General features: G+C 70.3%; 22 protein-coding genes. 13 read left to right on the top strand and 9 right to left on the bottom strand.

What is annotated here, in order from left to right:
* The first annotated feature begins 30 nt into the window (after positions 1-30).
* The 9 genes from atpB to FLW16_RS13475 all read left to right on the top strand — a co-directional run bounded on the left by atpB (position 31) and on the right by FLW16_RS13475 (position 7,426).
* On the top strand, positions 31-819 hold the full coding sequence (atpB, locus tag FLW16_RS13515) for a F0F1 ATP synthase subunit A (protein WP_260615229.1): 789 nt from the start codon (positions 31-33) through the stop codon (positions 817-819).
* 80 nt (positions 820-899) lie between these two features.
* Positions 900-1,139, top strand: a complete 240-nt coding sequence (gene atpE / locus FLW16_RS13510; protein ID WP_142560345.1) for an ATP synthase F0 subunit C — start codon at positions 900-902, stop codon at positions 1,137-1,139.
* Between the two features lie 29 nt (positions 1,140-1,168).
* On the top strand, positions 1,169-1,717 hold the full coding sequence (locus FLW16_RS13505; protein WP_142560344.1) for a F0F1 ATP synthase subunit B: 549 nt from the start codon (positions 1,169-1,171) through the stop codon (positions 1,715-1,717).
* Complete coding sequence (locus FLW16_RS13500; RefSeq protein ID WP_142560343.1) at positions 1,717-2,526, top strand: F0F1 ATP synthase subunit delta; 810 nt, start codon at positions 1,717-1,719, stop codon at positions 2,524-2,526. Before FLW16_RS13505 ends, FLW16_RS13500 begins: the two co-directional genes overlap by 1 nt.
* Before the next feature lie 24 nt (positions 2,527-2,550).
* Entirely contained in the window at positions 2,551-4,200 is a 1,650-nt protein-coding gene (atpA, locus tag FLW16_RS13495) for a F0F1 ATP synthase subunit alpha (protein WP_142560342.1), read from the top strand.
* A 3-nt stretch (positions 4,201-4,203) separates the two neighbouring features.
* The gene (locus FLW16_RS13490; RefSeq protein ID WP_142560341.1) at positions 4,204-5,103 is read left to right on the top strand and encodes a F0F1 ATP synthase subunit gamma; all 900 of its coding nucleotides are present in this window, start codon (positions 4,204-4,206) and stop codon (positions 5,101-5,103) included.
* A gap of 1 nt (position 5,104) precedes the next feature.
* Complete coding sequence (atpD, locus tag FLW16_RS13485; protein ID WP_142560340.1) at positions 5,105-6,532, top strand: F0F1 ATP synthase subunit beta; 1,428 nt, start codon at positions 5,105-5,107, stop codon at positions 6,530-6,532.
* A gap of 71 nt (positions 6,533-6,603) precedes the next feature.
* Positions 6,604-7,005: a F0F1 ATP synthase subunit epsilon gene (locus FLW16_RS13480; RefSeq protein ID WP_142560339.1), complete on the top strand. Its 402-nt coding sequence runs from the start codon at positions 6,604-6,606 to the stop codon at positions 7,003-7,005.
* 22 nt (positions 7,006-7,027) lie between these two features.
* Entirely contained in the window at positions 7,028-7,426 is a 399-nt protein-coding gene (locus tag FLW16_RS13475) for a DUF2550 domain-containing protein (protein WP_142560338.1), read from the top strand.
* Positions 7,427-7,452: 26 nt separating this feature from the next.
* Here the strand turns inward: FLW16_RS13475 and FLW16_RS13470 are convergent, their stop codons facing one another.
* The 7 genes from FLW16_RS13470 to nucS form a co-directional block, all read right to left on the bottom strand.
* Positions 7,453-8,043, bottom strand: a complete 591-nt coding sequence (locus FLW16_RS13470) for a cob(I)yrinic acid a,c-diamide adenosyltransferase (protein WP_142560337.1) — start codon at positions 8,041-8,043, stop codon at positions 7,453-7,455.
* 53 nt (positions 8,044-8,096) lie between these two features.
* On the bottom strand, positions 8,097-8,729 hold the full coding sequence (locus FLW16_RS13465; RefSeq protein ID WP_260615228.1) for a TetR/AcrR family transcriptional regulator: 633 nt from the start codon (positions 8,727-8,729) through the stop codon (positions 8,097-8,099).
* A 189-nt stretch (positions 8,730-8,918) separates the two neighbouring features.
* Positions 8,919-9,536 carry a response regulator transcription factor gene (locus tag FLW16_RS13460; RefSeq protein WP_142560415.1) on the bottom strand — a complete coding sequence of 206 codons (618 nt, stop codon included), beginning with the start codon at positions 9,534-9,536 and terminating at the stop codon, positions 8,919-8,921.
* 65 nt (positions 9,537-9,601) lie between these two features.
* Positions 9,602-10,897, bottom strand: a complete 1,296-nt coding sequence (locus FLW16_RS13455; protein WP_142560335.1) for a sensor histidine kinase — start codon at positions 10,895-10,897, stop codon at positions 9,602-9,604.
* Entirely contained in the window at positions 10,894-11,736 is an 843-nt protein-coding gene (locus tag FLW16_RS13450) for an ABC transporter permease (RefSeq protein WP_142560334.1), read from the bottom strand. The genes FLW16_RS13455 and FLW16_RS13450 overlap by 4 nt, the downstream gene beginning before the upstream one ends.
* Positions 11,733-12,614 (bottom strand): ABC transporter ATP-binding protein, encoded by an 882-nt coding sequence (locus FLW16_RS13445; protein ID WP_142560333.1) that lies wholly within the window; start codon positions 12,612-12,614, stop codon positions 11,733-11,735. The genes FLW16_RS13450 and FLW16_RS13445 overlap by 4 nt, the downstream gene beginning before the upstream one ends.
* Positions 12,615-12,701: 87 nt before the next feature.
* Complete coding sequence (gene nucS / locus FLW16_RS13440) at positions 12,702-13,376, bottom strand: endonuclease NucS (protein WP_139575885.1); 675 nt, start codon at positions 13,374-13,376, stop codon at positions 12,702-12,704.
* Positions 13,377-13,584: 208 nt separating this feature from the next.
* Here nucS and FLW16_RS13435 point away from each other — a divergent pair, with 208 nt between their 5' ends.
* The 3 genes from FLW16_RS13435 to FLW16_RS13425 all read left to right on the top strand — a co-directional run bounded on the left by FLW16_RS13435 (position 13,585) and on the right by FLW16_RS13425 (position 15,487).
* A complete protein-coding gene (locus FLW16_RS13435; RefSeq protein ID WP_396686187.1) occupies positions 13,585-13,911 on the top strand; it encodes an ATP/GTP-binding protein in 327 nt (108 codons plus the stop codon).
* A gap of 20 nt (positions 13,912-13,931) precedes the next feature.
* A complete protein-coding gene (locus tag FLW16_RS13430; RefSeq protein WP_142560332.1) occupies positions 13,932-14,636 on the top strand; it encodes an alpha/beta hydrolase in 705 nt (234 codons plus the stop codon).
* 80 nt (positions 14,637-14,716) lie between these two features.
* Positions 14,717-15,487, top strand: a complete 771-nt coding sequence (locus FLW16_RS13425) for an alpha/beta fold hydrolase (RefSeq protein ID WP_142560331.1) — start codon at positions 14,717-14,719, stop codon at positions 15,485-15,487.
* Positions 15,488-15,587: 100 nt separating this feature from the next.
* Here FLW16_RS13425 and FLW16_RS13420 read toward each other — a convergent pair whose 3' ends face one another.
* Both FLW16_RS13420 and mce read right to left on the bottom strand, forming a co-directional pair.
* A complete protein-coding gene (locus FLW16_RS13420) occupies positions 15,588-16,889 on the bottom strand; it encodes a DivIVA domain-containing protein (RefSeq protein WP_142560330.1) in 1,302 nt (433 codons plus the stop codon).
* Between the two features lie 181 nt (positions 16,890-17,070).
* The gene (mce, locus tag FLW16_RS13415) at positions 17,071-17,493 is read right to left on the bottom strand and encodes a methylmalonyl-CoA epimerase (protein WP_139575889.1); all 423 of its coding nucleotides are present in this window, start codon (positions 17,491-17,493) and stop codon (positions 17,071-17,073) included.
* A 104-nt stretch (positions 17,494-17,597) separates the two neighbouring features.
* Here mce and FLW16_RS13410 point away from each other — a divergent pair, with 104 nt between their 5' ends.
* Positions 17,598-18,791 (top strand): acetyl-CoA C-acetyltransferase, encoded by a 1,194-nt coding sequence (locus FLW16_RS13410; RefSeq protein WP_142560329.1) that lies wholly within the window; start codon positions 17,598-17,600, stop codon positions 18,789-18,791.
* Positions 18,792-18,796: the final 5 nt, after the last annotated feature.

The following is an 18,796-nucleotide window of genomic DNA, read 5'->3' as shown; positions in this document are numbered from 1 at the left end:
CGGCCCCGAGCAGGCAGGCGAGGTGGCCAAGTGACCCCCCTCATGCTCGTCGCCGAGGACTTCACGGCGCCGGGACCGTCCATCTTCGACTTCCCACCCCTCTACGAGGGTGCGCCGTACTGGCTGACGAAGCCGGTGCTCATGGCGGTCTTCGGCGCCATCGTGGTGTGCGCCCTCGCGTGGAGCGCCTTCGCCAACCCCAAGCTCGTGCCCCGGGGCATGCAGAACATCGGCGAGATGGGCTACCAGTTCGTCCGCGACCAGGTCGCTCGCCCGTTCCTGGGCAAGGACGCCGAGCGGTGGATGCCGCTGCTGCTCAGCCTGTTCTTCCTGATCCTGCTGTGGAACCTCTTCGGCGTCGTCCCGCTGATCCAGATCCCGGTCGCGTCGCACATCGCGTTCCCGGTGGTCTTCGCGGTTCTGATCTACGTGATCAAGATCTATCTGGGTATCAAGCACCAGGGCCTCGGTGGCTACTTCAAGAACATGATGTTCCCGCCCGGACTGCCGAAGCCGATCTACGTGCTGCTGGCGCCGATCGAGTTCCTGTCGAACCTGATCATCGCGCCCTTCACGCACGCCGTGCGACTCTTCGCGAACATGTTCGCCGGCCACCTGATCCTGGCCTTCTTCAGCGCCGTCGGCTTCTGGTTCCTCTTCGAGAAGCTGACCCCGCTTGGCGCGGGCCTCGGTGTCGTGGGCGCGGTCATGACGATCGCGATGACCGGCTTCGAGATGTTCATCCAGTTCCTTCAGGCTTTCCTGTTCACCCTGCTGGCCGCCATGTACATCGGTGGCTCGCTGCACCCCGACCACTGACGGATCTCCGAGACCCGCCCCTTACGTAGACCAGACCGGTGAGACGACACTCACCGGCCGACCAGTAAAGGAAAAGACGAATGAGCGTTCTCGCTGCGGCCACCGGCGTCATCGGCAACCTTGGTGCCATCGGCTACGGCCTGGCCGCCATCGGCCCCGGCATCGGCGTGGGCATCATCTTCGGCCAGGGCGTGCAGGCCATCGCCCGCCAGCCCGAGGCGTACGGCCTCATCCGGCAGAACATGCTGCTCGGCTTCGTCCTCACCGAGGCGCTGGCCCTCATCGGCCTCGTCGCCCCCTTCATCTACCCCACGAGCTGACGTACCCACTCTGACGGAAGGCTGCACCCATGACTCTGGCAGCTACGCTCCTGGCGGCTGAGGGGGCGGAGAACCCTCTCATCCCGCACGCTTACGAGCTGGTCGTCGGCAGCTTCGCCTTCCTCGTGGTCTTCCTCGTCGTCGGAAAGATCCTCACCCCGCGCATCCAGAAGACGCTGGCCGAGCGGACCGAGGCTATCGAGGGCGGCATCAAGAAGGCCGAGGACGCCCAGGCCGAAGCCCAGCGCACTCTGGAGCAGTACCGGGCGCAGCTCGCGGAGGCCCGCCAGGAGGCGGCTCGCCTGCGCGAGGAGGCCCGCGAGCAGGGCGCCGCGATCAAGGCCGAGCTCCGCGAGGAGGCCCAGGCCGAGGCGCGGCGCATCATCGAGGCGGCCCACGCGCAGATCGAGGCCGACCGCCAGCAGGCGTTCACTCAGCTGCGCGGTGAGATCGGGCGTCTGTCCACCGAGCTGGCGAGCCGCATCGTCGGCGAGTCGCTCGAGGACGAGGCCCGCCAGCGTCGCATCGTGGACCGGTTCCTCGAAGAGCTCGAGGGCCGTCCGGAGGCGGTCCGCTGATGCGCGGCCTCAGCAGGACCGCCCTAACGGAGGTCGAGGAGCGGTTCAACACCGTCGCCGCGACCGCCGACCTCGGCGCCCTCGCCGAGGAGCTGTTCGCCGTCGCCGACCTCTTCGACCGTGAGCACGGGCTGCGCCGGGGTCTTTCCGACCCCTCGCGCCCGGCGGAGCAGAAGGAGAGCGTCCTGCGCTCCCTGCTGCAGGGGAAGGTCGGCGAGGCCGCGCTGGAGATCGCGGTCGCCGCGGTCAGGGCCAAGTGGTCCAAGGCCGGCGACCTGCCGGACGCCCTGGAGCGCGTCGGCGTGATGTCCGCGGCCGCCGAGGCCGAGTCGGAGCGCCGCCTCGACGACGTCGAGGACGAGCTGTTCCGCTTCGGCCGCATCCTCGCCGCCAACCCGGAGTTGCGCCGCGCGCTCAGCGACCCGGCCGTTCCGGCCGAGCGCAAGCGCGACCTGCTCGCCACGCTGCTCGGCGGGAAGGCCGCCTCCTCCACCCTCCGGCTCGTCACGCAGGCTGTTGTGCACCCGCGGGGACGTAGCCTGGAGACGGCACTGGAGGAGTTCGGCTGGATCGTCGCGCGGGCGCGCGAGCGCCTGGTGGGCGTGGTCCGCAGCGCGGTGCCGCTCTCACAGCAGCAGAAGCAGCGGCTCGCGGCCTGGCTGCGAACCACCTACGGGCGAGACGTCCACCTGAACGTCGAGGTGGACCCGGAGGTGCTCGGTGGGTTCTCCGTCAGAGTCGGAGACGACTACATCGACACCACGATCGCCGGACGTATCGAAGAAGTCCGCCGCCGGTTGGCCGGCTGAGGCGAATAGGGAGACAAGAAAGAGATGGCGGAGCTTACGATCCGGCCGGACGAGATCCGGGACGCCCTTGAGCGCTTCGTCCAGGCGTACGAGCCGGAAGGTGCCGCGCGCGAGGAGATCGGGACCGTCGTCGACGCCGGCGACGGCATCGCCCATGTCTCCGGTCTGCCCTCGGCGATGGCGAACGAGCTGCTCGAGTTCGAGAACGGCACCCGTGGCCTGGCGCTGAACCTCGACGTCCGCGAGATCGGTGCGGTCGTCCTGGGCGACTTCAGCGGCATCGAGGAGGGCCAGCAGGTCCGCCGCACGGGCGAGGTCCTGTCGGTGCCGGTCGGCGACGACTTCCTCGGCCGCGTGGTCGACCCCCTGGGCAACCCGCTCGACGGCAAGGGCCCGATCGCCGCCGAGGGCCGCCGCGCCCTTGAGCTGCAGGCCCCCTCGGTGGTCCAGCGCCAGCCGGTGAAGGAGCCGCTGCAGACCGGCCTCAAGGCGATCGACGCCATGACGCCGATCGGCCGCGGCCAGCGTCAGCTGATCATCGGCGACCGCGGCACCGGCAAGACCGCGATCGCGGTCGACACGATCCTCAACCAGAAGGAGAACTGGCTCTCCGGCGACCCGAGCCGCCAGGTTCGCTGCATCTACGTCGCCGTCGGCCAGAAGGGCTCCACGATCGCCCAGGTGCGGGGCCGCCTCGAGGAGGCGGGCGCGCTGGAGTACACCACCATCGTCGCCGCTCCGGCCTCCGACCCCGCGGGCTACAAGTACATCGCCCCGTACACCGGTTCTGCCATCGGCCAGCACTGGATGTACCAGGGCAAGCACGTCCTGATCGTCTTCGACGACCTGACCAAGCAGGCCGACGCCTACCGCGCCGTGTCGCTGCTTCTGCGCCGTCCGCCGGGCCGTGAGGCGTTCCCCGGCGACGTCTTCTACCTCCACTCGCGTCTGCTGGAGCGCTGCGCCAAGCTCTCGGCCGACATGGGCGGCGGCTCGATGACCGGTCTCCCGATCATCGAGACCAAGGGCAACGACGTGTCGGCCTTCATCCCGACCAACGTCATCTCCATCACCGACGGCCAGTGCTTCCTGGAGACCGACCTGTTCAACGCCGGTGTCCGCCCGGCGATCAACGTCGGTGTCTCGGTCTCCCGAGTCGGCGGTTCCGCGCAGGTCAAGGCCATGCGCAAGGTGGCCGGCACGCTCCGTCTGTCGCTGTCCCAGTACCGCGATCTGGAGGCCTTCGCGGCCTTCGCCTCCGACCTGGACGCGGCCTCCCGTGCCCAGCTGGAGCGCGGCGCCCGCCTGGTCGAGCTGCTCAAGCAGCCGCAGTACAGCCCGTTCCCGGTCGAGAAGCAGGTCGTCTCGGTGTGGGCCGGCACCACCGGCGAGCTGGACGACGTGCCGGTCGAGGACATCCGGCGCTTCGAGGCCGAGTTCCTCGACTACCTCGGCACCGCCCAGAAGGGTGTCTTCGACAGCATCCGCGAGACCAAGGAGCTGACGGACGACACGGTGACCACCCTCAAGGACGCCATCACGGAGTTCAAGAAGGGCTTCACCACCTCCAGCGGTGAGCTGCTCGTCAACGACGAGCCGGTGGATGCGCTGGACGCCAGCGAGGTCGGCCAGGAGAAGGTCGTCAAGCACGTTCGCAAGGTTGAGGCGAAGTAACCCATGGGTGCCCAGCTTCGACAGCTGCGGCGGCGGATCAAGTCGGTCAAGTCCACCGCGAAGATCACCCGCGCGCAGGAGCTGATCGCCTCGTCGCGCATCGTCAAGGCGCAGCAGCGGATGCAGGCGGCCGTGCCGTACGAGCGGGAGATCACCCACGCGGTGTCGGCGGTCCTGTCGAACACGACGAACGTCGACCACCCGCTCACGGTGGCCAAGGAGCAGCCGGCATCGGCCGGCGTCCTGATCGTCACCAGCGACCGCGGCTTCGCCGGCGGCTACAACGCCAACATCCTCCGTGAGGCCGACGCGCTGAAGGGCCACCTGACCGGGCGCGGCCTGACCGTGAAGCCGTACGTCGTGGGCCGCAAGGGCCTCACCTGGCACCGCTTCCGCAGCCGGGAGATGTTCGGCGAGTGGGACGGCTTCTCCGACAACCCGACCTACGCCAACGCCAAGGAGATCGCCGACGCGCTCATCACGGCGTTCAAGGCGGAGGACGGGATCGACGAGATCCACGTCGTCTACACCGGGTTCGTCTCGATGCTGACGCAGAACGTGATCGTCAAGCGGATCCTGCCGCTCGAGGTCGAGGAGGCGGAGACGCCCCCGGAGGGCATCCCGCCCTACTACGAGTTCGAGCCGACGGCCGGTGACGTGCTCGACTCGCTGCTGCCGCGCTACATCGAGTCGCGCATCTACAACGCGTTGCTGCAGTCGGCCGCCTCCGAGCACGCCGCCCGGCGCCGCGCGATGAAGTCGGCCACCGACAACGCCAACGAGCTCATCCGCGTGTTCACCCAGCAGATGAACCAGGCGCGTCAGGCCGAGATCACCCAGGAAATCAGCGAGATCGTCGGTGGCGCGAACGCGCTGGCTGACGCCGCAGCGGGGAAAGAGTGAAATGACCGCACAGACTGTTGAGACCACCGTGGGCCGTGTCGCCCGCGTCACCGGTCCGGTCGTCGACGTGGAGTTCCCCGTCGAGGCCATGCCGGACATCTACAACGCGCTCACCGTCGACGTCACGCTCGGCGGCGAGACCAAGACCCTGACGCTGGAGGTCGCCCAGCACCTCGGCGACAACATCGTCCGGGCCATCTCGATGCAGCCCACCGACGGCCTGGTCCGCGGTGCGGCCGTGACCGACACCGGTGCGGCGATCTCGGTGCCGGTCGGCGACTCGGTCAAGGGCCACGTGTGGAACGCGCTGGGCGAGCCGCTGGACGCGCCCAAGGCCTCCATCGAGGTCAACGAGCGGTGGCCGATCCACCGTCCGGCCCCGGCGTTCGACCAGCTCGAGGCCCGTACGGAGATGCTGCCCACCGGCATCAAGGTCATCGACCTGCTCACGCCGTACGTGAAGGGCGGCAAGATCGGTCTGTTCGGCGGCGCGGGCGTCGGCAAGACCGTTCTGATCCAGGAGATGATCCGCCGCGTCGCGCTGAAGTTCTCGGGCACCTCGGTGTTCGCGGGCGTCGGCGAGCGCACCCGTGAGGGCAACGACCTGTGGCTGGAGATGGAGGAGGCGGACGTCCTCAAGGACACCGCGCTCGTCTTCGGCCAGATGGACGAGCCCCCGGGCACCCGTCTGCGGGTGGCGCTGTCCGCTCTGACCATGGCGGAGTACTTCCGCGACGTGCAGAAGCAGGACGTGCTGCTGTTCATCGACAACATCTTCCGCTTCACCCAGGCGGGTTCCGAGGTGTCCACGCTGCTCGGCCGCATGCCGTCCGCCGTGGGTTACCAGCCGACCCTCGCCGACGAGATGGGCGTGCTCCAGGAGCGCATCACCTCCACCCGCGGTCACTCGATCACCTCCATGCAGGCGATCTACGTGCCCGCGGACGACATCACCGACCCGGCGCCGCACAACGCGTTCGCGCACCTCGACGCGCAGACCGTTCTGTCCCGGCCGATCTCGGAGAAGGGCATCTACCCCGCGGTGGACCCGCTCGACTCCTCCTCGCGGATCCTCGACCCGCAGATCATCGGTGAGGAGCACTACGCGGTCGCCCAGGAGACCAAGCGAATCCTGCAGAAGTACAAGGAACTGCAGGACATCATCGCCATCCTGGGCATCGACGAGCTCTCCGAAGAGGACAAGGTCACCGTTCAGCGGGCGCGCCGCATCGAGCGGTTCCTGTCCCACCCGATGTACGCCGCCGAGGCGTTCACCGGCCAGCCGGGCGAGTTCGTGCCGCTGGACGAGACCATCGCCTCGTTCAAGGGCCTGTGCGCCGGCGAGTACGACCACCTGCCCGAGCAGGCCTTCTTCATGGTCGGCGGCATCGAGCAGGCCATCGCCAAGGCGAAGGAACTCGAGCGCTAGGACGCCTTCGACGCCTGTACGGCACGGCCGCGGCCGCGCCGTACAGGCGTCCGTCGAAAGGGAGCTGAGAAGTGGCAAAGCTTCGCGTGGGCGTCGTGTCGCCGGAACGTGAGATCTGGACGGGCGAGGCCGACATGGTCATTGCCAAGACCGTGGACGGCGAGATCGGTATTATGCCGAACCACGCTCCCGTTCTCGGTGTCCTCGTCGAGGGCGGGGTGCTGCGCGTCAAGCGCGGCGACGAAGGCGACCTCGTGGCCGCGGTGCACGGCGGATTCATCTCCGTCGCCGACAACGACGTGTCGATCCTGGCGGAGGCGGCCGAGCTCGGCTCCGAGGTCGACGTCGCGCGGGCCAAGGACGCGCTGCAGCGTGCTCAGGCCTCGATCGAGGCCGACCAGGAGGACACGGACGCACGACTGCAGGCCAAGCGTGCGGCTGCCCGGCTGCGGGCGGCCGGCGAAGAGGTCTGACACGACAGGAGGAGGGCGGCCAGTGGCGGCGCTTGGGATACTCACGGGCGTCTTCGCCGTGGCCGCGCTCCTCGTCATCCGGGGCTTCGTCCTGGCACGGGCCCGGGGCACGATCGTCTGTCGAGTACGGGACGGCCAGGGGGGCTGGAAGAGCGGGGTCGCCCGCTACGTAGGGGGAGAGCTCCACTGGATCCCGTTCCTGGGACTCGGTCTGAGGCCGCGCCACGCGATCGCGAGGCGCGGCCTCACCGTTTCCAGCCGGAGGATGCTCGACACGGGTGAGGGCCCCGCCGGCTACTGGACCGTCGTCTGCTCCGCCGAGCGCGGCCCGCTGTCGCTCGCGATGAGCGAGGACGCCCTCACCGGCTTCCTCGCCTGGCTGGAGTCCGCCCCGCCGAGCGCCCACCTCGACGCCGCCTGACCGCGCGCGGGCAGTTTTACAGCGACTCAGCGGGTGGCGCCGGGCTTCCAGAGGATCTCGTCGCCGGCGGAGGCCACGCGGCAGAGGATGAACATCAGGTCGGACAGGCGGTTCAGATACGTGGCCGTCAGGGGGTTCACGTCGTCGTGCGCCTCCAGCGCCGCCCAGGCCGACCGCTCGGCCCGCCGTACGACCGTGCGGGCGAGGTGGAGGAAGGCCGTGGCGGGTGCGCCACCGGGCAGGATGAAGCTGCGCAGCGGCTTCAGCTCCGCGTTGAACCGGTCGCACTGCTCCTCCAGCCAGGCGACGTACGGCTCCTCGACCCGCAGCGGCGGAAATTCGAGGTTCTCGACGACAGGGGTGCACAGATCGGCGCCGACGTCGAACAACTCGTTCTGCACCCGGCTCAGGACGGCCGTGACGTCCTCGGACAGGCCGCCTGTGGCGAGAGCGACGCCGATGGCGGCGTTGGCCTCCTCCACGTCCGCGTAGGCGGCCAGGCGGGGGTCGGTCTTGCGGGTGCGGCTCATGTCGCCCAGTGCGGTCGTGCCGTCGTCGCCCGTCTTCGTGTAGATCTTGGACAGGACGACCGGCTTGTCGTTGTCGGCTCGGGTCATGCCGCTCAGGGTAGTCGCCGCGCTCCGCTTCGCCGGGAGGAGGCCGCCACGGGTCACTGGGAGGAGGCCGTCAGGGGACCGTCGGAGGAGAAGGTGCGGCGGAAGATGTACACGGCGGTGTCGACCAGCTGTTCCGTGGGTGGGGACGGTTCGGTCATCACCCACTCGATGAGTAACTCGGTGATGGCGCCGATGAGGCCGAGCGCCAGCAGGTGGAGATCGAGGGGAGGCATGCGGGCCGCACCCCGCGCCGAGGACTCTATGACCTTGGTGAACGACGCCACCGCCTGCTGACGGGCGCCGCTGAGCACGTTGCCCGCCCGCCGTACCTCCAGGTGCATCAGACGGGCGCGCCGCACGTCCTTGGTGACGAAGCGGATGTATTCGCCGATGCCGGCGACGATTCTGTCGTCGAGCGTGGGCGGGGCCGTGTCGATGGCCTCGGTGACCGACGCGAGGGTCTCCTCGATGCACCGCTCGTAAACCGCGCGCATCAGGTCTTCACGGCTGGAGAAGCATTCGTAGAAGGCGCGATTGGAGATGCGCGCCGTCGCGCACAGCCTCTCGATGGTGGTGGCGTGGAAGCCGGGTTGGGCGAACAGGGTGTATGCGGCCGATATGAGCCTTTCCCTCCTGTCTGCAAGCCTTTCGGCAGCCGACATCCCCCGATAGTCCCGTCCCGCCACTTTTCACCTCACCCTGTCATGGTCCCCCCAGAAGTCCCCATTATGAACGCAAGATCCTTTTTGCGGAAGTGCTGAGAAATAAGCACTTTCGGGCTATGCCAAAGACGGTCATTAGCTTGACAAGGCCGTCAAGAGGTCAGCACGCTTACCAATTGAGATACACGGGCCTCGCTGCAATTGCATCGGCAATTACAGCAGCCCGCGCGCCAGGGCGGTCGTCACCGCGGCGGTGCGGTCGGAGACGCCGAGTTTCGTGAAGACCCGCAGCAGATGCGTCTTCACCGTGGTCTCACTGATGAACAGCGCCTTGCCGATCTCCGCGTTGGTCAGCCCCCGCGCGACCAGCGCCAGCACCTCCGTCTCACGCCGGGACAGCGCGGTCGCGGCGGGGGCGCGCAGGCGGGTGACGAGCTTGGTGGCCACCGAGGGCGACAGCACGGTCTCCCCGCGCGTCGCGGCGGTGATCGCGGCGAGCAGGTCGGCCCGGGAGGTGTCCTTCAGCAGGTAGCCGGCGGCGCCGGCTTCGACGGCCCGGACGATGTCCTGGTCGGTCTCGTAGGTCGTGAGCACGATCACCCGGATCTCGGGCCGGGCCGCGAGGATGCGCGTCGTCGCGCTCACGCCGTCCCCGCCGGGCATCCGCAGGTCCATCAGGACGACGTCGGGTACGAGCGCCGCGGCGCGGGCCACGGCCTCCTCGCCGGATCCCGCCTCGCCGGCCACCGTGATCGCCGGATCGGACTCCAGCATCCCGCGCAACCCCTCGCGTACGACGGGGTGGTCGTCGACGATCAGCACGCGGACCACGGGGTCGGCGGACGCGGACGAGACGGGCGGAAGGGACGAGGCGGACATGGCGTGCTCCCTGCGGCTCAAGGGACTGTCGTGTCGGATTCGGCGGGATCACCGGGATCGGCGGCGGGGGAGGAGCGCACGGTGACGCTGAGGGTGGTGCCCCGGCCGGGGAGGCTCTCGACGCCGAACGTGCCGCCCTCCTGCTCGACCCGCGACCGCATCGCGCGCAGACCGTATCCGTGTTCGGCTCCCGTGCGGAACCCCGCGCCGTCGTCGCCGACCCGGAGCGTGACGTGGCAGGGGCCGTACTCCAGGGTCACCGCGACCGACGAGGCTGCTTCGGCGTGCCTGCGCACGTTCGCCAGGCCCTCCTGGGCGGCCCGCAGGAGCACCACCTCGACGCCGGCGGGCAGCGGCCGCGACGCGCCCTCCACCGTGAACACCGCGCCGATGCCCGCCTCCTCCCCGAGCCTGGCGGTGACCCGCCGCAGCGCCTCCTCCAACGTGGAGCCGTCGAGCGGCGCCGGTGTGAGCGCCTCGATCAGGCCGCGGGCCTCGGCCAGGTTCTCCCGTGCGGTCCGTACGGCGAGGGCGAGATGGCGCGAGGGGTCGGGCTGGGCCTGGGCCGCCTGGACGAGCATGATGATGCTCGTCAGCCCCTGGGCCAGGGTGTCGTGGATCTCCCCGGCCAGCCGCTCCCGCTCGGTGAGCGCGCCCCGCTCCGCCGACAGGCGCGCGATCTCGGCCCGGCTCGACTCCAGCTCGGTGATGAGCCGGGCGCGCTCCGCGCTCTGCTCGATGATCCGGGTGATCCACGGCCCGAAGACCAGCGTGAACGTCAGGATCAGCGCCACCGAGCCGGCGAACATCACCACCTCGTCCCGGTCCCACCGGGCGTTCACCAGGAACCGGCAGACCGGGGCGAGGTTGAGGATCAGCACGACCACGACGGCGCGCCGCACCCGCAGCATCATGAACGCCTGCGGGCACAGGGCGAACAGCACGAACGACACCGACGACACCAGGAGCGCCGCCGGGACGAAGACCGCCACCACCAGGGCCCAGTAGAGCAGGGCCCGGCGGTCCTCCTCGCCGTCCAGCATCATCGACCGGCGCCCGAGCAGCGCGTACGCCACGGTGAGCACCGCGAGCCCGCCGACGGCCGCGGCCCTGGCCGCCACCGGCGCGTCGGTCACGGCGACGAACACGGCGGTGACGGCCAGGGTCAGGCCGAAGAGGAGCTCCCACCCGGCGGAGGTCTTCCAGGCGTGCGCGTCCGTGGCGGTCCCTCCGGGCCTCGCGCACCCGGCGCCAGGGGCGGGGCCCCGCCTGCCCGGAGATCGGCCGGCGCCGCGCTCCGCGATCGGGCTCATCCGTCGCGCCGCCCCTTCCAGCGGAACGTCGTCACGCACAGCACGAGACCGCCGACCAGCCAGGCGGCCAGGACCAGGGCGATCTTGCCCAGCGCGTACGACCCGGTCAGCTCCAGGGCGGCCCCCGCGTCGCCCAGGAAGACGGACCGGAACCCCTGGCACATCCACTTCAGCGGGAAGATCGAGGCGGCGTTGACCAGCCAGTCGGGCAGCTCCGTGATGGGGATGAAGACCCCGGAGACGAACTGCAGCACCACGAAGGGCAGGCTGATCACCGCGGTCGCGCTCTTGCCGGAGCGGGGCAGGCCGCTGACGGCGATGCCGAGCACGGACGCCGCCGACACGCCGAGCACGAACACCCAGGCGAACGTGGCCCAGGCCGACACCTCGGCCGGCAGTTCCAGGCCGTAGAACAGCACGGCGATGGTGAGCAGGATGGCCACCTGGAGCACCGTCATGACCAGCACGCTGGCGATCTTCCCGATGAAGTACGCCGCGCGCGGCATCGGCAGCCCGACGAGCCGCTTCAGCGTGCCGTCCTCCCGGTCGCCGGCGATGCCGATGCCGAGGTTCTGGAACCCCGTGCCCATCACGCCCGAGCCGATCAGGCCGGCGGTGTAGAGCTGGGCGACGGTGACGCCGGTCCCCTGGGCGCTGTCGGAGAAGATCGAGGCGAACAGCACCAGGAACACGATCGGTAAGGCGAAGGTGAAGACGACGGCGTCCCTCTCCCGGAACAGCACCTTCGTCTCGACGGCCGCGCGGGCCAGCGCGATCCTGAGCGGGGACGGCAGGGGTGCGGCCGCACGCGGGACGACGGCCGCGGGGGTGGCGGTCATGACGCACTTCCAATCGTGACTGCGGTCTCCGGGACGCCGCCGGCAAGCGGATCCGCTGAGTCGATGAGGCGGAGGTAGACGTCCTCCAGCGTGGGCCGGGTGACGGAGAGTCCGGGGATCTCCCCGTCGTACCGACGCGACAGCTCCAGGACGGCCGCGGTGGGGTTGTCGGTCTCGATCTCGCCGTCCGACCAGCTCACCCTGGCCTTCGCGGTGGCCCGGCCGCCCAGGGTGGCGGGGTCGCCCTCGGCCACCACGCGTCCGCGTGCCACGACCGCCACCCGGTCGGCCAGCGTCTCGGCCTCCTCCAGGTAGTGGGTGGTCAGCACGATCGTCGTGCCGTCGTGCGCAAGTCCCTCGATGAGCTCCCAGAACCGGCGCCGCGCCTCGGGGTCGAAGCCCGTCGTCGGCTCGTCCAGGAACAGCAGCTCGGGACGGCCGATGACGCCGAGGGCGACGTCCACCCGCCGCCGCTGGCCGCCGGAGAGCTGGCGGATGCGTTTGCCCGCGCTCTCGGTGAGCCCGACCTGCTCCATGAGCTCGTCAGGATCGCGGGGGTTCGCATAGTAGGTGGCGAAGTGCCGCAGGGTCTCCCGCACGGTCAGCTCCGCCCGGTCGTCGGCGGTCTGCAGCACGATGCCGATGCGAGACCGCCACTCGCGCGTCGGCCGGGCCGGGTCCTGCCCCAGCACGGTGACCTCACCCGCGTCGCGTTTGCGGTAGCCCTCCAGGATCTCGACCGTTGTCGACTTGCCGGCGCCGTTCGGGCCGAGGACGGCGAACACCTCGCCGTGCTCGATGTCGAGGTCCAGGCCCGCGACGGCCTGGACCTCGCCGTATCGTTTCGTCAGGCCCCGTACGCGTATGGCGTGTTCCATGCCCCAAGAATCCACCGCGCGAGGATCACGGAACACCCTCGATCGGACGATGACCGGTGTCCTCCATACGGTGGACACGGGCCGGGGTCAAAACAGCGTGGGGTTCTCCGGCTCGATGCCGCGCAGGGCGTCGTAGTCGAGCGTCACGCACTCGATGCCGCGGTCGGCGGCGAGCACGCGGGCCTGCGGCTTGATCTCCTGGGCCGCGAAGATCCCCTTGACCGGAGCCAGGCGCGGATCGCGGTTGAGCAGTTCGAGGTAGCGGGTGAGCTGCTCCACGCCGTCGATGTCGCCGCGCCGCTTGATCTCGACGGCGACCGCGCCGCCGAGGTGGTCGCGGCACAGGATGTCCACGGGGCCGATGGCGGTCATGTACTCCCTGCGCACCAGCGTCCAGCCGTCCCCGAGCGTGGTGATGTGCTCGGCGAGCAGTTCCTGCAGGTGCGCCTCGACGCCGTCCTTGCGCAGGCCCGGATCGACGCCCAGCTCGTGGCTGGAGTCGTGCAGGATCTCCTCGATCGTCAGCACGAGCTTCTCACCGGTCTTGCCGTGCACGACCGACCAGGTGACCACCCCGTCGATCGTCTCCTCGCGGACCTTGCAGGGAGGGTTCATCCAGTTCAGGGGTTTGAACGCGCGGTCGTCCGCGTGAATCGACACGCTTCCGTCCGCCTTCATCAGGATGAGCCGAGGTGCCATGGGGAGATGGGCGGTGAGCCGTCCCACGTAATCCACGCTGCACCGCGCGATGACCAGCCGCATGTGCGCCAACCCTACCGGGGTTACGGAGGTCCGGAGGCGTTCTGGGACACTGTCCGTCATGGCGCGGACGTCGCGGGCGCCCGGCGTCGCCGGGTCCGGCGGCTCGTCACGGCCCGCGTCCGGGGCATCCGCGCGTACGCCGGTTGAGCCAGTGCTGGAAGAATGGGCCGTCATCTCCCGTTCTGCCTGACATGAACCCCCCGGAAGGATGCCCGCCGTGAGTCCCCGCCGTGCCCGCCGCCGCGGCCCGTTCGAACGCCCGGACGGCCGTGCCGTACGGCCGATGGGCCCCCAGGTGGCCGGGGTGGACCGCGTGGAGAGCGCGCACGACGGCGAGTGGGTCGTCCGCAACGTCTCCGGCGCCGCCCAGGGCAAGGCGTACCGGTGCCCGGGGTGCGAGCAGGAGATCAGGCCCGGGCTGCCGCACGTGGTGAGTTGGCCGGCCTGGTCCGGGGGAGAGGACGAGCGGCGGCACTGGCACACCACGTGCTGGCGCAACCGGGCCAACCGGGGTCCGGGCCGCAGCCGTTACTGACACGAGCTTTCGGAGTGGGAATGGACATCAGGGCGTCCACGGTGCTGCCTGCCCGGCGCGAGGACATCGAGCTGCAGACGGCCGACGGGCTGACCCTCGTCGGCGAGGTGGCGCTCCCGGAGAGCCGGCCGCCGGTGGCGACGCTGGTCTGCCTGCATCCTCTGCCCACCCACGGCGGGATGATGGACAGCCACGTGCTGCGCAAGGCGTCCTACCGGCTGCCCGCGCTCGCCGACATCGCGGTGCTGCGCTTCAACACCCGGGGCACGACCTCCGACCGTGGCACCTCCCAGGGGTCCTTCGACGGCGGCGAGGCGGAGCGGTGGGACGTCGCCGCCGCCCTGGAGTACGCCGACTTCCACGACCTGCCGAACCCCTGGCTGCTCGGCTGGTCGTTCGGCACCGAGCTGGCGCTGAAGTGGGGGCGCGACCCGATCGTGCGGGGCGCGATCCTGCTGTCGCCGCCGCTGAAGCGGGCCGGCGAGAAGGACCTCGTCGCCTGGGGCGAGTTCGGCCGCCCGCTGGTGGCCCTGGTGCCGGAGCACGACGACTACCTGCGGCCGGAGGAGGCCGCACGCCGCTTCGCGTCGGCGCCGCAGGCGGAGGTCGTCGGCGTGGAGGGGGCCAAGCACCTGTGGGTCGGCGAGCCGTACGTGCGGATCGTGCTGAACGAGATCGTCAAGCGCGTGAACCCGGCCGCCGCGCCGCTGCCGACCACGGTCTGAGCGTGGCGGGCGGGCCGGCTGGGGTCGCGAATCGGTGACGAACGGCGGTGGCGGGCGCGCGGCGCGTTACCGTGACCTGCATGCAGCTCTACTCGCGATCCGCCGGGAGCGGCCTGCCAGTCGTCCTGCTCCACGCGTTCCCCCTGTCCTCCGCGATGTGGCTCGCCCAGAGGGAGGGCCTCGCGCCCGTCTGCCGGGTGATCACGCCGGACCTGCGCGGCTTCGGCGGAACGGTGCTCGGTGACGACGAGCCCTCGATCGACCTCATGGCCGACGATGTGGTGCACCTGCTCGACCAGGAGGGCGTCGACCGTGCCGTGGTCGGCGGCCTGTCCATGGGCGGCTATGTGGCGATGGCGCTGTGCCGCCGCCACCCGGACCGCGTACGCGGCCTCATCCTCGCCGACACCAAGGCCCAGGCCGACGCAGAGCCGGCCCGGGCGAACAGGGAGCGGATCGCCGCGGCGGTCCTGGAGAGCGGCACGGGCATCCTCGTGACCGAGTCGCTGCCCCCGATGCTCGGCGCGACCACCAGGGAGCGCAGGGGGATGGTTCTCGGGCGCGTCCGCGGGCTCGTCCAGGCGGCCCCGCCCGCGGCCGTCGCGTGGGCCCAGCGGGCGATGGCCGCCCGGCCCGACGCGTTCGGCACGTTGCGGTCCCTGGCTGTTCCGGCGCTGGTCGTCGTCGGCGACGAGGACGAGCTGTCGCCGCTCCCGGACGCCCAGGCGATGGTGGAGGCCATCCCGCAGGCACGGCTCGCCGTCATCGAGAAGGCGGGCCACCTGTCCGCCATCGAGCAGCCAGAGGCGTTCAACCGCGTCGTCGCGGAGTTCGTCAAGTCCCTCGACTGACTCGGCTGGGCCGGGAAGCGGGAGCGCGGACACGACAACGGGGCCCGGCGGTGCCGGGCCCCGTTCGTTCAGCCGTCAGACTCCCCGAATGCGCCAGTGACTACTCCTGCCACCACTCCGCGTCGTCGTCGGTCTTGGCGGAGCTGATCGGCTCGACGGCCGGCGTGGAGGGCACGGCCGGCTTCTCCACGACCGGCGGAGCCGACAGGGCCGGCTTCGGCGGGGCCGCGGTCACGGGCGCCGGCTCCGGGTCCATGCCCGGCAGCGGAGCGCCGCCGAGCAGCTGACGGAGCTGGGCGAGGTGGCTGGTGATGCTGTCGCGCTGGCGGGTGAGCTCGTCCACCTGGCGCTGCATCGCCGTACGGGTGCGCTCGGCCTCGTTCTTCGCCTCGGTCACTATCGTGTCGGCGCTGGTCTTGGCGTCGGCCACGAGCTGGTCGGCGTTCTTGCGCGCGTTGGCCAGCAGCTGCTTGGCGTGGGTGTCGGCCTCGCGGCGGGTCTGCTCGGCCTGCTGCGTGGCCTTGGCGGCCCGCTGCTCGGCGGTGGCGGCGCGCTGCTCGGCCTCGGCGACCAGCTTCTGGGTGTTGGCCTGGGCGGTGGCGTGCCGCTCGGCCTCCTGCCGCTCGGCCTCCTCGCGGCGGGCGGCGAGCTGGATCTCGAACTCCGCCTCGTCCTGGGCGCGCTTGGCCTCCGACTCCTCCAGGATCCGCTGCGCCTGGGCCCGCATCTCGTCCGCCTGACGCTTGGCCGTGGTGAGCACCTCGTCGCGCTCGCGCTTGGTCGAGGCCCGCAGCTGGGCCACCTCACGCTCGGTCGTGGTGCGCAGCTTGGCGATCTCGCGCTCGGCGTCCGCCCGCTTCTCCGCGACCTCGTGGTCGGCGGTGGCGCGGATCTTGGCGACCTCGCGCTCGGTGGTGGCGGTCAGCTCGTCGGACTCACGCCTGGCCGTCGACCGGATCTCCTCCGCGTCGCGCTCGGCGGTGCTGCGCATCTCCTCGGCCTCGCGCGCCGCCAGCGCCCGCTTCTCCGCCGCCTCGTTCTCCGCTGCCGCCCGCAGGTCGGCGGCGTCCACCTTGGCGGCGGCGCGGATCTCGTTCGCCTCCGACCTGGCCGCCTGGACGAGCTCGGTGGCCTGCTCCTCCGCGAGCCTGAGCAACTGCTCGATGCGGGCGCCGAGACCCGAGTACGTCGGCCGCTCCTGCTCCTGCAACTGACGCTGCGAGTCGGACAGCTCCCGCTGGAGGGCGCTGACCTGTTCCTTGGCCTGACGCAGTTCGGTGTCGAGGGTCTTCAGGTGGTCGTGGACCTGGTGCCGGTCATAACCCCGGAGCACCACGTCGAATTCGCGAGATGGGGCGTCCTCGAAGAAGTTGTTGAGCTGGGCGTCGATGTCGGACTGCATGAGGCTCGATCCTGGTTGTCGAGACGGCTACAGGGGCCGGACGGGGGGTCGGTTCCGAGGCGGGGAAGCCGGTTTGGCGTCCACGTCCGGTGGTACGCCAGCGTACTCCGGTACTGCCGCGTTGGAGGCCCCCTCCGACTTTCTGCGCGACTTGTTACGTATGAACGTTTCTTGCGTTTGCCTAGCGCCTGGACGTCTCGACGAGCTCGGTGAGAACCCCTCCCACGTCCTTGGGATGCAGGAACGCGATCGAGGCTCCCATCGACCCATGCCTGGGCCGCTCGTCGATCAGGCGCACGCCCTTCGCCCCGATCTCCTCCAGGGCCTTGGTGACGTCCGCCACGCCGTACCCGATATGATGCACGCCCTCGCCCCGCTTGGCGAGGAACCTGCCCACGGCGGTGTCGGGGTGCAGCGGTTCGAGGAGCTGGACATACGACGCGCCCTGGTCGCCGTCGGCCACGTGCAGCATGGCCTCGCGGACGCCCTGCTCCTCGTTCACCTCCCGGCTGACGACGGTCAGGCCGAAGACGGACTCATAGAACTCGATCTTCTCTTCCAGGTTGTGGCAGGCCACGCCCACGTGGTCGATTCGCAGCAGCATCGCCGTCTCCCCTCGCCGTTCCGTCCCGCCGCCCGCTTCCGGACGGCCTTACTACTCCTGGGTATGGTGACACCGTCGCCCCGATCTCGTAGTGGAGGGTCTCAATGTCTGGTTCCGTCATCGTCGCCGGAGCACGTACACCGATCGGACGGCTTCTCGGCTCACTCTCCGACCTGTCCGCCGTCGAGCTGGGCGGGATCGCGATCAAAGCGGCGCTGGAGCGGGCGGGCGTCGCCCCCGGCCAGGTCCAGTACGTGATCATGGGGCAGGTGCTCCAGGCCGGGGCCGGTCAGATCCCCTCGCGCCAGGCGGCGGTGAAGGCCGGCATCCCCATGACCGTGCCCTCCCTCACCATCAACAAGGTCTGCCTGTCGGGCCTCGACGCGATCGCGCTGGCCGACCAGCTCATCCGCGCGGGCGAGTTCGACATCGTCGTCGCGGGCGGCATGGAGTCGATGACCAACGCGCCGCACCTGCTGCCGGGCCTGCGCAAGGGCGTGAAGTACGGCAGCGCCGGGATCCTGGACGCGATGGCCTACGACGGGCTCACCGACGCGTTCGACCAGATCGCGATGGGGGAGTCCACCGAGCACCACAACGCCAGGCTCGGCCTGACCCGGGAGGAGCAGGACGAGTTCTCCGCGCGGTCGCACCAGCGCGCCGCCGAGGCCACCGAGAAGGGCCTGTTCGACGACGAGATCGTCCCGGTGCCGCTGCCGCAGCGCAAGGGCGACCCGGTGCTGTTCTCCGCCGACGAGGGCATCCGCAAGGACACAACGGCCGAGGCCCTGGCGAAGCTGCGCCCGGCGTTCACCAAGGACGGCACCATCACGGCCGGATCGGCCTCGCAGATCTCCGACGGCGCCGTCGCCGTGGTGGTGATGTCGAAGGCCAAGGCCGAGGAGCTGGGCCTCGAATGGCTGGCCGAGATCGGCGCGCACGGCAACGTGGCCGGGCCGGACAACTCGCTGCAGTCCCAGCCCGCCAACGCCATCACGCAGGCGCTGGCCAAGCAGGGGCTGACCGTCGGCGACCTCGACCTGCTGGAGATCAACGAGGCGTTCGCCCAGGTCGTGCTGCAGTCGGCGAAGGAGCTCGGCGTCCCGCTCGACAAGGTCAACGTCAACGGCGGCGGCATCGCGCTCGGCCACCCGATCGGCGCGTCCGGCGCCCGGATCGTGCTGACGCTGGCCCACGAGCTGAAGAGGCGCGGCGGCGGCCTCGGCGCGGCCGGCCTGTGCGGCGGCGGCGGCCAGGGCGACGCGCTGATCATCCGGGTTCCGGCGCCCGGCGCCTGATCGGA

It is taken from the genome of Microbispora sp. KK1-11 (assembly GCF_006874435.1).
In the GTDB taxonomy this organism is placed as follows: domain Bacteria; phylum Actinomycetota; class Actinomycetes; order Streptosporangiales; family Streptosporangiaceae; genus Microbispora; species Microbispora catharanthi.
Note: the sequence above shows the minus strand (reverse complement) of the source record. Positions and strands in the feature narration are given on the sequence as shown.

What these genes read in the sequence shown, in the direction of transcription:
- atpE (WP_142560345.1), top strand. Translation starts at nt 900, where the DNA reads ATGAGCGTTCTCGCTGCGGCCACCGGCGTCATCGGCAACCTTGGTGCC.
- FLW16_RS13505 (WP_142560344.1), top strand. Translation starts at nt 1,169, where the DNA reads ATGACTCTGGCAGCTACGCTCCTGGCGGCTGAGGGGGCGGAGAACCCT.
- FLW16_RS13500 (WP_142560343.1), top strand. Translation starts at nt 1,717, where the DNA reads ATGCGCGGCCTCAGCAGGACCGCCCTAACGGAGGTCGAGGAGCGGTTC.
- atpA (WP_142560342.1), top strand. Translation starts at nt 2,551, where the DNA reads ATGGCGGAGCTTACGATCCGGCCGGACGAGATCCGGGACGCCCTTGAG.
- FLW16_RS13490 (WP_142560341.1), top strand. Translation starts at nt 4,204, where the DNA reads ATGGGTGCCCAGCTTCGACAGCTGCGGCGGCGGATCAAGTCGGTCAAG.
- atpD (WP_142560340.1), top strand. Translation starts at nt 5,105, where the DNA reads ATGACCGCACAGACTGTTGAGACCACCGTGGGCCGTGTCGCCCGCGTC.
- FLW16_RS13470 (WP_142560337.1), bottom strand. Translation starts at nt 8,043, where the DNA reads ATGACCCGAGCCGACAACGACAAGCCGGTCGTCCTGTCCAAGATCTAC.
- FLW16_RS13455 (WP_142560335.1), bottom strand. Translation starts at nt 10,897, where the DNA reads ATGAGCCCGATCGCGGAGCGCGGCGCCGGCCGATCTCCGGGCAGGCGG.
- FLW16_RS13450 (WP_142560334.1), bottom strand. Translation starts at nt 11,736, where the DNA reads ATGACCGCCACCCCCGCGGCCGTCGTCCCGCGTGCGGCCGCACCCCTG.
- FLW16_RS13445 (WP_142560333.1), bottom strand. Translation starts at nt 12,614, where the DNA reads ATGGAACACGCCATACGCGTACGGGGCCTGACGAAACGATACGGCGAG.
- nucS (WP_139575885.1), bottom strand. Translation starts at nt 13,376, where the DNA reads ATGCGGCTGGTCATCGCGCGGTGCAGCGTGGATTACGTGGGACGGCTC.
- FLW16_RS13435 (WP_396686187.1), top strand. Translation starts at nt 13,585, where the DNA reads ATGCCCGCCGTGAGTCCCCGCCGTGCCCGCCGCCGCGGCCCGTTCGAA.
- FLW16_RS13430 (WP_142560332.1), top strand. Translation starts at nt 13,932, where the DNA reads ATGGACATCAGGGCGTCCACGGTGCTGCCTGCCCGGCGCGAGGACATC.
- FLW16_RS13425 (WP_142560331.1), top strand. Translation starts at nt 14,717, where the DNA reads ATGCAGCTCTACTCGCGATCCGCCGGGAGCGGCCTGCCAGTCGTCCTG.
- FLW16_RS13420 (WP_142560330.1), bottom strand. Translation starts at nt 16,889, where the DNA reads ATGCAGTCCGACATCGACGCCCAGCTCAACAACTTCTTCGAGGACGCC.
- mce (WP_139575889.1), bottom strand. Translation starts at nt 17,493, where the DNA reads ATGCTGCTGCGAATCGACCACGTGGGCGTGGCCTGCCACAACCTGGAA.
- FLW16_RS13410 (WP_142560329.1), top strand. Translation starts at nt 17,598, where the DNA reads ATGTCTGGTTCCGTCATCGTCGCCGGAGCACGTACACCGATCGGACGG.